The sequence below is a fragment of the Bacteroides sp. DH3716P genome (assembly GCF_025914115.1).
Taxonomy (GTDB): Bacteria; Bacteroidota; Bacteroidia; order Bacteroidales; family Bacteroidaceae; genus Bacteroides; species Bacteroides ovatus.
In genome coordinates this window covers 2,537,832-2,550,732 of record NZ_CP083673.1, presented here as the reverse complement: position 1 = coordinate 2,550,732, position 12,901 = coordinate 2,537,832, and the positions used below count along the sequence as shown (strand labels likewise).

At 46.9% G+C, this 12,901-nt stretch carries 14 protein-coding genes and 4 pseudogenes; 4 read left to right on the top strand and 14 right to left on the bottom strand.

Features of this window, described 5'->3' with window-relative positions:
* The first annotated feature begins 9 nt into the window (after positions 1-9).
* The 4 genes and pseudogenes from KQP79_RS09520 (at position 10) to KQP79_RS09510 (ending at position 2,344) form a co-directional block, all read left to right on the top strand.
* The gene (locus tag KQP79_RS09520) at positions 10-357 is read left to right on the top strand and encodes a hypothetical protein (RefSeq protein ID WP_004313787.1); all 348 of its coding nucleotides are present in this window, start codon (positions 10-12) and stop codon (positions 355-357) included.
* Positions 358-456: 99 nt separating this feature from the next.
* Positions 457-924 (top strand): annotated as a pseudogene (locus KQP79_RS25895) (DNA cytosine methyltransferase); the annotation flags it as partial.
* Positions 836-1,522: a hypothetical protein gene (locus KQP79_RS25890; protein WP_229077600.1), complete on the top strand. Its 687-nt coding sequence runs from the start codon at positions 836-838 to the stop codon at positions 1,520-1,522. The pseudogene KQP79_RS25895 and the gene KQP79_RS25890, both read left to right, overlap by 89 nt.
* A gap of 48 nt (positions 1,523-1,570) precedes the next feature.
* Complete coding sequence (locus KQP79_RS09510; RefSeq protein ID WP_004308051.1) at positions 1,571-2,344, top strand: phage antirepressor KilAC domain-containing protein; 774 nt, start codon at positions 1,571-1,573, stop codon at positions 2,342-2,344.
* A gap of 78 nt (positions 2,345-2,422) precedes the next feature.
* Here the strand turns inward: KQP79_RS09510 and KQP79_RS09505 are convergent, their stop codons facing one another.
* From KQP79_RS09505 to KQP79_RS09440, 14 genes and pseudogenes are all read right to left on the bottom strand, one after another.
* Complete coding sequence (locus KQP79_RS09505; protein WP_004318733.1) at positions 2,423-2,908, bottom strand: hypothetical protein; 486 nt, start codon at positions 2,906-2,908, stop codon at positions 2,423-2,425.
* 11 nt (positions 2,909-2,919) lie between these two features.
* A complete protein-coding gene (locus KQP79_RS09500) occupies positions 2,920-3,384 on the bottom strand; it encodes a TraQ conjugal transfer family protein (RefSeq protein WP_004308050.1) in 465 nt (154 codons plus the stop codon).
* Between the two features lie 51 nt (positions 3,385-3,435).
* Positions 3,436-3,924 carry a hypothetical protein gene (locus tag KQP79_RS09495; protein WP_004308049.1) on the bottom strand — a complete coding sequence of 163 codons (489 nt, stop codon included), beginning with the start codon at positions 3,922-3,924 and terminating at the stop codon, positions 3,436-3,438.
* Positions 3,925-3,934: 10 nt separating this feature from the next.
* The gene (locus KQP79_RS09490; RefSeq protein WP_004308048.1) at positions 3,935-4,519 is read right to left on the bottom strand and encodes a conjugal transfer protein TraO; all 585 of its coding nucleotides are present in this window, start codon (positions 4,517-4,519) and stop codon (positions 3,935-3,937) included.
* Positions 4,520-4,521: 2 nt separating this feature from the next.
* The gene (gene traN, locus KQP79_RS09485; RefSeq protein ID WP_004308047.1) at positions 4,522-5,421 is read right to left on the bottom strand and encodes a conjugative transposon protein TraN; all 900 of its coding nucleotides are present in this window, start codon (positions 5,419-5,421) and stop codon (positions 4,522-4,524) included.
* A 33-nt stretch (positions 5,422-5,454) separates the two neighbouring features.
* Entirely contained in the window at positions 5,455-6,573 is a 1,119-nt protein-coding gene (traM, locus tag KQP79_RS09480) for a conjugative transposon protein TraM (protein WP_072067469.1), read from the bottom strand.
* On the bottom strand, positions 6,574-6,762 hold the full coding sequence (locus KQP79_RS09475; RefSeq protein ID WP_004308045.1) for a hypothetical protein: 189 nt from the start codon (positions 6,760-6,762) through the stop codon (positions 6,574-6,576).
* Positions 6,762-7,022 carry a hypothetical protein gene (locus tag KQP79_RS09470; protein WP_004318726.1) on the bottom strand — a complete coding sequence of 87 codons (261 nt, stop codon included), beginning with the start codon at positions 7,020-7,022 and terminating at the stop codon, positions 6,762-6,764. The genes KQP79_RS09475 and KQP79_RS09470 overlap by 1 nt, the downstream gene beginning before the upstream one ends.
* A gap of 12 nt (positions 7,023-7,034) precedes the next feature.
* Positions 7,035-7,658 (bottom strand): annotated as a pseudogene (gene traK / locus KQP79_RS09465) (conjugative transposon protein TraK).
* 21 nt (positions 7,659-7,679) lie between these two features.
* Positions 7,680-8,699, bottom strand: coding sequence for a conjugative transposon protein TraJ (gene traJ / locus KQP79_RS09460; protein ID WP_004308042.1), 1,020 nt, complete (start codon positions 8,697-8,699; stop codon positions 7,680-7,682).
* 24 nt (positions 8,700-8,723) lie between these two features.
* A complete protein-coding gene (locus KQP79_RS09455) occupies positions 8,724-9,356 on the bottom strand; it encodes a DUF4141 domain-containing protein (protein WP_004318720.1) in 633 nt (210 codons plus the stop codon).
* 20 nt (positions 9,357-9,376) lie between these two features.
* Positions 9,377-9,811 (bottom strand): annotated as a pseudogene (locus KQP79_RS09450) (conjugal transfer protein TraG); the annotation flags it as partial.
* Between the two features lie 101 nt (positions 9,812-9,912).
* Complete coding sequence (locus KQP79_RS09445; protein WP_032855781.1) at positions 9,913-11,724, bottom strand: reverse transcriptase/maturase family protein; 1,812 nt, start codon at positions 11,722-11,724, stop codon at positions 9,913-9,915.
* Positions 11,725-12,270: 546 nt separating this feature from the next.
* A pseudogene (locus KQP79_RS09440) lies at positions 12,271-12,825 on the bottom strand (TraG family conjugative transposon ATPase); the annotation flags it as partial.
* Positions 12,826-12,901 lie beyond the last annotated feature (76 nt).

The following is a 12,901-nucleotide window of genomic DNA, read 5'->3' as shown; positions in this document are numbered from 1 at the left end:
AAAATTCACATGGAAAATCAAAGTAAAGTAATCGTCATAGAACGAAACAAATTCGCAGCACTCGTCAAATCACACCGCAAATGCCTCCAGATGCTGAACATCCTGACTTACATCTACACAGTTAAGGAAGTAAGCCTTACCCTGACCTTGCAGGAAATCTGTGAAGTCCTGCACATGACTCCCGAAGAAGTGGAGATACAGCGACAGAAAGGATATATCCGCTTCACGACACAGAAAGGGATGACCGTCTATGAAATCACGGACCTGCTCCGATTGGAAAATATGCTGGAGATGGGGAGCATCTATCGTAAGATCGACAAAAAAGTAATGAACCTCGAACCTCTAAATAATGAATAAACAATGAAAGAAGAAGAGCAAGACAAGAAACAGCGGAAGCGTCTGGTACACGCTTCCCTGTTTAGTGGATTCGGCGCCCCAGACCTGGCTGCCGAATGAATGGGATGGCAGAATGCCTTCCATTGCGAGATAGACGATTTTTGTAATACCATTCTAAATTACTGGTTTAAAGATGCGAAAAGTTATACAGATGTCACAACGACAGATTTCAGGGAATGGAGAGGAAAAATCAATGTCCTTACAGGAGGTTTTCCTTGTCAACCATTCTCCGTCGCAGGCCAAAGAAAGGGAGCGGATGATAACCGCTATCTCTGGCCTCACATGCTCAGGGCCATACATAAGATCAGGCCCGATTGGGTCATTGGTGAGAACGTTGCTGGCATCCTCACGATGGTACAGCCCGGTCAGGAGACTGAAGTGGGAAGTCAATCCACTCTATTCGGAGAGAGTGAGCCTGTATTTAAAAGACGACAGCAATATGTTGTTGAAACCATTTGCCGTGATCTTGAACGCGAAGGATATTCCGTCCAGCCGGTACTTATACCGGCTTGTTCCGTCGGTGCACCTCACAGACGGGATAGAGTTTGGTTTATTGCCCACCGTGACGGCACAGGACTACAAGCGCAGGGGGCCGGGCAGCAGGCAGCAGGGACTACCGGAGATAATCCATGGGATGCTTCTGCCAACGCCAGTGGCAACAGAGATACACCATGCCGAAAGAGTCAGGAAATGGAAATCGATGAATTTATCCTCACCCCATGCCCAGATAGCCGGAGAGAAGAATCCCAACGGCCTGACGGATTTTCTGGACTTTTACGGGATACTACCGGAACCGATACCGGACAATACTGAGCTGGAAAACACGGACGGGAACAATCTGGAAGAATCGATCCTACAATGGCTGGCAGAAGGACAAGTGATGCCGACACCGACAGCGCGGGATTGGAAAGGCGCACCTTCACTGGAGAACCTGAAGAAACGGGGAAAGATACCACAGAAGAACAGCCTTCCGGATTTCTTCGCCCGGACTGGAAAGAGTTTCCAACTCAATCCCCTGTTTGTAGCCGAGATGATGGGCTTTCCACCCGATTGGACGGTATCTCCTTTTCTCGGTGAAGACAGGCATCCATTAAAGGATACGGGAACGCTATCGTCCCCCAGGTAGTCTACGAGATATTTAAAGCAATAGAAGAAACCTATAAATTAAACAGTCATGAATAAAGTATCGATATTTGAACATCCCGAGTTCGGACGCATCCGGACACTGGAAATTGACGGGAAAATATGGTTCTGCGCCTCGGATGTTGCCGCCGCACTTGGCTACTCCAATCCGAGAGATGCCGTCGTAAGACATTGTAAACCAATGGGTGTCGTGGTTTACGACACCCCTACACGCAGTGCCGTCCAGAAAATCAAGTACATCAGCGAAGGAAACGTATACCGGCTGATTGCCGGTAGCAAGCTGCCTTCCGCTGAGAAATTCGAAAGCTGGATATTTGATGAACTGGTTCCCGAAACACTAAAGAACGGTGGCTATCTTCTTAAGAAGAATGGCGAAACGGATAATGAACTGCTTGCGCGTGCCATATTGCTCGCACAGAACCGTATAAAAGAGCGAGACAGCCGTATTTCAGCATTGGAGAAGGAGAACAACTATGCTATCCTGAAACTCAAGCTACAGGCCCCAAAAGTTCAGTATTACGACAAAGTCCTGCAATCCCAAAGCACCTACACGACCACACAGATAGCGAAAGAATTGGGAATGACTGCCGGAATGTTGAACAAGCGGCTCCGATGGGCAGGCATCCAGTTCCGTCAATCCGGTCAGTGGCTGCTCAAAGCTCCTTACCAGAATCAAGGCTATACAGCAACCCGGACCCATGTATGGGAAAGCCGCACAGGAGAAACAGGCACGGCCATGTTGACGGTCTGGACGGAAAAGGGCCGGTTATTCATACATTATCTTTTTGAGGCTTATCTGGTATAGCCGGAATATAAGACCGGGATAAATAAAAAAGCTACTGAAACAAAAATTCAGTAGCTTTTTTATTGCTTTCAATTGATACTATCTCAACCGTGGTCCCGTTTTCTTCTTTTCTTTCACAGGCACAATTTCTTGTCGGGGTGCTTCTTGCGGCCTTATTCTTTCACTTACAGTCTCACTCTGAAGAAGCCTGTTTAAATACCGGAGGTCCTTCAGTAACTCCTGTTTGCATTCCATCTCCAGGGAATGGGCCATATTCGACATCGGGTTGGTACTTTTCTTGACAAGCGGACCGTTCAGGAGATCTTCTTCTATATACAGGGTACAACGCTTCAAATAGCCTTCAATGTCCTTCGGCGTTTCAGCGGTATCAATCGCCTCCTGAATGGCCTTATAATTCTTATCCATATAACAGGCCTTATACAAGTCATCGGCATGCCAGTCAAAGAAATGAAGATAGTTTTTTCCCAGTTGCTGGTTATACTCTTTTATATCGCTTTCCACAACCCCTTTCTTCTTGTCAAGATATTGCTGCAATTGTTCGATCCTTAAATCACTTTTATCCATTGTTGTCCGATTTATAGTTCCATGTCCGTTTCAGTTTCGCTCTGAAAGGATATATCCAGTTCTCTTTCCTGATGGAAATTATCCGCTATCACGAATTTAATTTCCGCATTCTTGCTGCTTCGGTTATGATAGAAGAGCGTGAATACCTGGCGGCAGGGATCGCTGTCATCCAACTCCGCTATCGAATCCAACGGTTGCATCTCCCGGTTCACCAGATAGACCTTCTTCTTGTCGTACACCTCGCCGCTACCCTCCATCTGTATATAACCGATTTGATAGCCGGCTTCCTCATAGTTTCCGCTACGATTGAGTGTCAGACGAATCTCCACGGTCTCATCCGGGGAAATGGTCTTCTGGAGATACCAGGACGTTAGCGAGAAATCATAAGCCTGCTGTACTTCCAATTTATCATCACAGCCACCCAGCAGGCAAAGCAATGTGAGCATGATACCACTTATTATTAATTTCATCTTCATGATTTTACGTATTACTAAATGAATAATTTACTTGATTGAGTCCGTTGTCGGCTAACGCCTGATGCCCGTTTTTATCTTTCTTTCAGGCGGCTCTTCTCTCTTCTTTTCTGTTTTATTAGCCGTCTGTTGCAAATTCTCTTCGGGAGGCGTTTGCGCAAGGATATTCGCGAATTCCCGGTAATCCCTAACTAACTGCTGCATACACTCCAACTTCAGGAAATGGGCAACATTCGTTGTCCGGCTGGAACTGTTACAATCCACCTGACCGTTCAACAGTTTGTTCTCACAGTAAGCAATGTTGTCCTCAACAATATTCCAAACCGTATCCATGCCCTTTGCCCCGTCCACCGCCTGCCGGAGTATCTTATAACACCCGGACATAAAATGAGACTTATACAGGCTCTCCGCATTCCATTCGAAAAAGTGTAGGAAATTCTCATTCATCTTCTTGCTTTGTTCACGTATGTTCCGGTCTTCCCGGTTTATTTTCATATCCAGCCAATGAAGCATCTCATCCACGTTCCAATTGCCTTGTTCCATACTGTTGCTGCTAATTGAAAATGTACTTGACACCGACAGCTGCCACCGTGTGGAAATTCCCCACGGATGATCCGAAGAATATCCTCTGGCGGACATTGAAAAGAAAAACCAGCCTGTCGGAAAGGAACGCCTCCATCTCGAAAGCCGGGGCAAAACCATAAATGAAGCATCCGTCATTCTTTAAAGTCGCCCCGTCATAGAGCAGCTTGCAGTTCCAGTTGGTCGTCTCATAACCCGCCAGAGCGGAAAGACCGGCAGAGAAGAACACGTTCTTACCACGGTCCGAGATGAACGGCACGAAATAACCTACCTCCCCGGTAAACTGCGCTTTGGGGATCGCAACATCCTTATAGGAATAGTGCTTTTTCACATAATCCGCCCCGAACAGCCAGCGGGAATGGTTCCGGTTATACCGACTCAGAGCCAGTCCGACCTGGAAATTACCATGCAGATGCTTCACATTTGAACCGAAGTCGTCTACACCGCCTAACGTAAGCTGGATACCTTTCTGCCCCGGCAGGTAACGCTGGGCAAAAGATTTGCCTGCCACAAAGGGCAGACAAATGCATAACAAAATAAATAAAACTCTTTTCATGATTACTCACCGATTAATTCATTCACAATACGCGCGTCCACCAGGTCACTGTTCTCAATATAGAACCGCTGGTGACGGCCTCCCCCTTTCTCGTAAATTTCCACTTCCAGCAACTTGTCGTCAGGAATGACAATTTTCGGAAAGGCATACACGATCCGTCCCGTGCTCTTTCCTTCGATGCGTGTCAGGGCATTGAGCGTGCGTACCGGTTCAATATAAGTTTCCTGCTGAGCCGTCCTTTTGGCTATCTTCTTATCCACTATCTTAAATCGCACGAAATCCACATCGAAAGGCACATTGGAATTGTTCGTCAGGGAAACATGGAAGAAGATCAGGTCCTTATGCACATAAATGCCCTTTAAAAGAGCCTGCATCCCGAACTGCCTGCATCCGATATGCTTCACGTCCCTACGGTCCAGCCGGTGGATGGTGTACATCACGCTGGCAATGACCGTCGGATCTTCCTCGCCCAGTTCCGTGACACGGATGGAGCTGCCTCCTTTCTTTTCTCCCTCGTCCGGGTTCATCCACTGGTCCATATTGATATTCAGTGTGGAAGGCTCTTCCTTATAAACGACATTGAAGGAAAAGAAAGAGCCGTCTCCTGTAATCACGGAGAAGTTCGTCTCTCCCGGAAACTCCTTCACCGCCGCTTTGACACGTACCACGTTCTCGACTCCGTCAGCCTTGCCTGCGATGATATTGTTACTGCCCAAATCCACGTAGCGCACTTCCGAAGGGAAGAGGATATGCACCGTCTTCCCAAAAGTGACCTCTATTTTATAAGGGATGATATGCTGGCCCGCCGTCAGAATCCTGACGGGATTTACCGGCCTTTCCTCCTGTGAAAAACCGGATACCGAGGCCAGAACAGCCATCAAGAATGCTATAACTATTTTCATTGTCTTGTCTTTTTTATTAAAGTGAATAATCCGTTATTGTCTCTTTGTGACCAGCAGCACCTTATATCCGGCTTTCAGTGTCACCTTGACCGCGCGAACCCGTCCGGCGATCAACCGCGTGCCGCCCTGCATGACTCCGCGCGTCAGGTCCATGACCACCTGCTGTCCGGCAGAACGTGCAAACGAAACGCTGTTTCCCATGCTCTCGCTGACCGTTCCAGCCGCATCCTTTGCCGCATTGCGGGTTTCCGATCCGGGAACGAAAATACCTTTCTGCCCGTCTATATCGTAAGTCGCCAACTGAACAGGAATGATATTCCCGGCATACTCGATGCTGCTGATCAGGATATCCAGACGCTCTCCCTGTATGACCGCCGCACCTGTTACCAGACTGTTCTCCGGAACGGTAATGTTGCCGGCTTGTAGAGGTTGCAGCAACCGGAGTTTTACCCTGCCTCCCTGTTCAATGATCTGGTTCTCCGAAATGCAGGCGGCGATGGTATTCGTCCCCATTTGGTAGCTGTTCCCGACAGCAGTATTAAAACCGTAATTCCTCTCGACAGTAAGCGAAGCGATATAGGCGGAATCCGTAACAGGTTGTGAAAGGCCGGAGGTCGTCTGATACTCCGCCCGCTGAACCGGAACAGTTTCCGTGGGTTCTTTTCCGACAGCTTTCTCCTGGACCGTATCCTTATCCGGGTTCAGATACTTTGCCGCCATCTTGTAGGACCGCTCCATCAGTTCTTCTCGGGTAGCCGCCTTGTTCTTCTCCTTTTCCGCCTCTTCCAGCTTTTTGTTCAGTTCATCTACTTTTCTTTCCAAATCGCTGTTTGCCGTCTCTTTGGGAGTCTCATAGAAGTCATTCAACTGCCCGGAGATTTGCTCGTAGGTATTAACGGACTGTTGCAACCGGTCTCCGTCCTTTTCTTTTTCACCGGTATCGGATGCCCCCTTTCCTTCGTTCATTAATGTCCCGGCAAGCTGCTCCAACGACTTCATCCGGCTTTCTTCCTCCACTTCCGCCTGTTGCTTCTCATAGGCAGCGGTCTTCTTATCCACCAGTTTGGCAGTGGTAGGTTCGGGTACGTTCACATTGAATCCTGAATTTCCGGGGGCTTCCGTCTCGTTTTCCTTGCCGGAGGGGGCAAATATTCAGTACATGACTCCCAGGAAGACCAGCACAAAGGCCGGAATCACAATGAACTTCCTTCTTTTTTCCATCTCTTCCGGTGTGAGCACCTTCTTCTCTTTTTCAGGTTCTTCCTTCAAGGCTCTGCCGTTTTCCGGCTGTACCGCCGTTTCTTCTGCCGCTTCGGGCTTTTCCAAATCTTTATCTTCCATTACTCGTTGGTTTTAGGGTGATACATTATACTGTCTTTATCCGCCCGGTGGAGGGAGTCCACCGGATGGACAAACGGCAACTCCTTTTGTGTGCCGTGAGAGAGAAAACGCCCGAAAGCGCGTGCTACGGTGATACCACATAGAACGGTACTGGTAACCAGCATGCCCACAAGCACTCCCTTACGCTCTTTTTCGGACAGCTCCTCGCAAACGTTCTTCAGTTTTTCGCTGATCTCTGTCTTTATCTTCCTGCTTTTCATTACCTTAATATATTAGCGTTCAACGGTCCTTATATCCCTGTTTTCCAAAATCTCAAAGCGTTCCGCCATGAAGCCTTGCGGATTATTATCCGACCTGACCGTACTCTGCAGGAAGCAACGGGTGACCAGGGAACGCTCGGTGATATTGCTGTTTCGGATAATCATCTGCCGGGCAAAGGTGGTGATCCGGTACGGATAGTTATCGAAATCACACTGCATGCTGTCTACCAGGACAGTCTGGTTAATATTACCGCTGATCAGACGATTATAATAGCCTTTCTCGTTCCAATCCCGGTAATAACTATAAAGACTCTTGTCCGCCAGATACATGGCCCGGTTGATATTGGATTCGATAGCGGCCTTATCGGGAGCCAGCGTAAAGAACAGTTCATGCATGCGGCGCACATGCTCGCGGGCCTCCACCGGACGGTTCAATGCCGCATCTTGGGATAACGCCACTATGAGTGACTTGCCCTGATCCAATACATATACTTTCTCCCGTTGCTGGTTAGCAAAGAGGTAGGACTTTCAGATGGCATACGTAGTCAGTGAGGCACAAATACCCAGAAAGACCAACATGAACAGGCGGATCTGCCTGAACGAGGATTCGATGTTTTTAAAACTTTTAAATTCCATAATTTTATGTTTTTTCAATTTCTACTTTTTCAATAATACGGCACCGACATTTCCCGTCGAAGCACCCGCCGCAGCACCGGCTACATTGGTCACCTTGGATGTCGTATTGTTGACATTCCGGTTATAGGCACTCATACCTCCCGCTTGGACAATCCAGTTCGAAACAGTGGGCACACAAAAATATCCGATAATGCCGATGACCATGAATATCAGATAGATGGCCGAGGAACCGTCCACGTCAATGACACTCATCGGATCGGCCATCAGGTTCATCTCTTCCTGCAGGATTAGCGTCTGTATCTTGGCAAGCATCGCCCCGAAGAGATCAGCCACCGGTAGCCAGAGATAGACACTGATATAGCGTGCCAGCCATTGGACAAGCGTGTTCTGCAGTCCGTCAAAAACACTCAGGGCAAAGGCTATCGGTCCCAAAATGCTTAGGACTATCAGGAAAAAGGTACGGATCGTGTCGATGACCAGCGAAGCGGACTGGAAGAGAATCTCCAGCAATTTGCGCATGACCATCTGGACAATACCTTGCAGGGAGAAGGCATACGAAACCTCATACATGGTCTGCAAGGCCGTATGCTCCTCCTCACTCCAGCCCATGTTATCCAGTTCCGCATCCAGCTCCTCATTGGAAGCAAAGACACGTCCGGTCATCATCGTCTTAGCCATCATGTCCGCACGGAGCTTGTCCTTCTCCTGCTGGTACTTCTGCAAGTCGAAGGTCTGGTCACGGAGCAGCATTCCGGTTCCCTGAACGATGGGGCTAAAGATACCGTTGAGAGTTCCCAGCACCATCACGTCAAAGAAAAGGATACACATGCCCAGGACAAAAGGCCGTAACATCGAAAAGACATCGATGGGCTCCGCACGGGAGAGCGACTGCCAGACACGGTAAGCGATATAGAACAAAGCTCCTAATGCAGCGAGTGCCATCGCCATGTCCATCATCGGGTGGCAGAGTTTGGTCATCGTATCATAGAGATTCCGAAGAATCTGGTGCATATTTTCAAATGAAATGGATAATAATACCATAATTGATTCTTTTAAAATTGTAGACTACCAATAACGCTCATCCTTGCCGTACAGGTCAAATACCTGTTGCTGCTCGTTCTTCTCCTTGGCACGCAGGTAGGATACATGCAGGTTCTTGCGGGTGTAGTAGTTGGCCAATTCCTTGTAATGTGTCATTTCCCTGTATACCCGGTTCACCAGGTCAATGCGTTCCTTGTCGTTCATGGACATGCCGGTGGGATTGATGATATTCTTCAGCTCGGTAATGCTGCGGCTGCTCTTCTTCATGATGGTGTTATAACCGGCAGCTATCGCATTCAGCTCCCGCTGGCTGAAATTCTTGTCGGTTAGCATCTTGCCGAAATTGTTCACGTAAATCTCGGAGATATCACCGAGCATCAGGACGGACTCCTTGACTTTCTCGCTGCCGCTGATCAGGTCGTTCACTTTGCGCAGCTTGTCGTAATACTCACGCCCCTGCTCGAAAATCTTTGAGGTCTCCTTCCATGTGGAGAGGGCATTCTGCGCCGTTTCCGAGGTCTCCACTATTTCGTTGACACTGTTCACGATACCCTGGACGAGGTTGCCCGGATCGGACACCACCCACTGTGCCTGTACGCTTGCCGGTACTATAAAGGCCGACAGGACAAACAACATGCTTATAATTCTCTTTCTCATTGCTTCTTTATTTTAATCGTTTATTTTTTCTTTTTCTTCTCACTTGCCAACATTCGGATAGCCTGCTCCATATTGCCGCCCAGCTTCTCTGTCATTTGTGTGACTTCCAGTTTTTCGGTTTCTTCCGTGGTATAGGTGAGATACTCCTCGACAGAGGTTTCTGTGGCATAGACAGCGGACCGGACACCTCCCAAGCCTATTCAAACCTCCTTATACTTCCGTGCCGGATCGTTGGACTGATTGATAGACAATATCTGCCCTTTCTCTTTGTCGGTCAATCCGAGCAGGGACTGTACGGAGTCAAACTTGTTAATATACTTTCGCTGATCCAGCAGAATCTTACAATCGGCATTGTTGATAATGGTGTCTTTGATAATGGGACTTGATACAATATCGTCCAGTTCTTGAGTGACGACAACGGCCTCACCAAAATACTTTCTAACCGTTTTGTGTAGGCTAAGCACCCAGCGCCTTATCATATTTCTATGGTAGGTTTCCAAATGCTCGCCCCCGAACCGGACTTACACCTCTCAGCGTATCCGGCTCTCCACTAATTTCAGTCTATCTTTCCGTCATGTATCTTCTTGTGACAACTCCTGCACACGGCAATCGTCTTGCGTTTACGGGCAATCATGTGTCGTTCCCAGCTTTCCTTTCCCTGCAAGTTCTTTAGTTTCCTTACATGGTGCATAACAAGGTCGTCTGTCGCTCCACATAATTCACACTCACGGGCTTTCAGCCTTTCAACAAGGCTTATCCGCCCCGCAGTATAAATTGTTCGTGGCATAATGTCACATTCCGATTTATAGGTGGGCTTCTTTCGTTTGAAGCCACCGTCGTAAAAGTATCTTTCCTTTACACCAGTTTTAGTCATGTGCGTTACGATAAACCTACCGTTCTTACGATATTTCTTGTTTACCTTACGTGTTCGGCACTTATATTTGCCTGCAAACGTTTTGTACATGCTGTATTCCATGATGTACTTGAAATTATTCAAGGCATGGGCGCAGTTGTTGGCTATGGAGTAGTAATTATAGAACCCCACGATTTCCCGATTATAACTATCAAGGATTTCAAGGTCGTCATTGAATATCAGTCCCGATTTACATTTCGGTTTCCATATTTCCTTTCCGTTACGGTTTGTCAGTTCCAATACTCCCCAATCGAAAAGTTTTTTACGGACTGTTTCCGTACTGACATTCAAGCAGACCCTTTTACCATAGGTTCTTCTCAATCTACCCCGTTTATCCCGTCTTTGGTCATTGGACTTTCTTACAGTGATTTCATATCCGAGAAACTTGGCCGGTCTTTCCGTGTGAGTGACAAGTGTCTTTTCATCGGACAGCTCCAATGCCAGTCTGTCAGCAAGGAAGTTTTTAATATCTTCTTTTATCTGTTGCGCATCCTGCTTGCTTCCGATAATTCCCACAAGAAAATCATCTGCATATCTTGCATATTTCATTCTTCTGTAATCGGCATCCATTTCTTCGCCGTTGGGATATTTAGCCCGTCCTTGTTCTATTGCTTTCAGTTCAAGGATTAGCTTTGTCCTTTGCCTTTCGTCTTTTACGAACTTCAATCTTCGCACAATACGTTTTCTTGCATTGCCAAAGTCCATACTTTCTCTACTGAATTTTCGTTTCTTCCCTTTGTCGAATTTGGCTGTGTATTCCTTTATATACTTATCCAGCTTGTCAAGGTATATATTAGCCAATATCGGGCTGATGATACCCCCTTGCGGTGTGCCACTGTAAGTATTGTGGAATTGCCAGTCTTCGATATATCCCGCTTTCATAAACTTGCGTATCAATCGGATGAAGCGTTCATCCGCAATACGCTCCAAGAGAATGTTTATCAATACATCATGGTTTATATTATCAAAGAAGCCTTTTATGTCTCCCTCCACAAACCATTTTGCACCATTAAACTCCTTTTGGATATGAGTTAATGCAGTATGGCAGCTTCGATTGGGACGGAAACCATGCGAGGTGTATTCAAAATTTCCCTCGTATATGGCTTCCAGTACCATTCTTACTACTTCTTGTATCAACTTGTCATTGAAAGTCGGCACGCCAAGAGGTCTTTTCTTACCGTTTTTCTTCGGTATGTACACCCTCTTTGACGGTTGGGGCTGGTACGTTTCATCTTTTAACGTATCAATCAACTTTTCAATTCGTTTCAGGCTCATGTTGTCAATGGTCTGACCGTCTGAACCTTTAGTCATGTTACCCTCTTTAGCGTAGATACGCTGATAGGCAACGTAGAACATTTCCTCATTGAACAAAATTCTGTAAAGACGTTCAAACTTATAGCTTGCATCCTTACTGTGTTCTGATAGACTGTTTAATACTCTTTCTGGACTTCTCATAATGTCTCTCACATTTTCCGTTAATTGTATTAATAATTAGCTGCTTCCCTTCGCCATGTACAAGGCGTTACCTTGCTCAAACTACTATGGAAGCTCCGTTACCACTCCGAATTTTCATAGGTCGAACCTAATAGCCTTTCGGCACTTCGGGATAGGTAATCCCCGTTTATTACATCGTAACTGTTGGCATGATAGATTGTCGGATACGACTTCCGTCCTTTACTCGCTTACTGCGGTTGTGTCGTGATAAGTTCTTGCTACCTTCATTCCTATACACTGAAGTAGTATCACGATATGGCGATTGATAGTTACCTTACGCCATAGCCTCAAGGGGGACCATTCGGACTATCGTTCAATCAATTCGGACTTTATCCTCATATCTATCTTTTCATCTCGCCATTCAGTCGCAGTTTGGTAACTAACTGACTTATGACTTTTCCGACATGCTACACTCCCTGCTCGGTTAAGTTTTCCCGAAACAGATAAGTCGGCTGATGATAGGTCATTTTCAAAGAACACTTTCCTAATCTCTTGCCAAAGAGATATTTACGATGCAACCTTTACGGGCGCACATAAAAACTTTATATAGTCAGCCATGCCTTCACGTGCGATTGCCTTCCAAGCCTCCTCTACAACTATCATCTTTCGCACCCCATGCAAACGTCTCATTTTGTTTATGAAAGCCTCCATAATGATGACAGTGACTACCGGAAAAAGAATTTTATGCTCCTTAATTTCGTCAATTTCAAATACCACAAAACGCTTGTTCAAGAGGTCGAGCTGCTCGTCGGAGTTCAGCAGATAATCGTACTCTCCACCACGATAATAAGGAGCCAATACATTCAGAAAGTTAGTGAGATCGAAATCCTTCTCGCGGTAATGCTTCTCCTCCAGTATTCCACGGAACTCTCCCTGTACGAACTCGTAGAAAGTATTAAAGGAAGGAACCAGCTCATTGTCCTCCTTTATCTTTTCAAGGAACAGGTTAACCGCCATTGAGAGTGCTACTTCCTCGGCACGGGTAATGACTTCCGTATCCCTTTTCCAGAGCGACATGATCAGCGTTTTAATGGACTCTTTCTTTTCCAGGTCAAAGACCTTGTGTAGGCTCGGCACTCGACGCCTTGTCGTATTGCTACGACAGGTTTTCGAGAGCCTGCCCCCGAACCGTACGTAC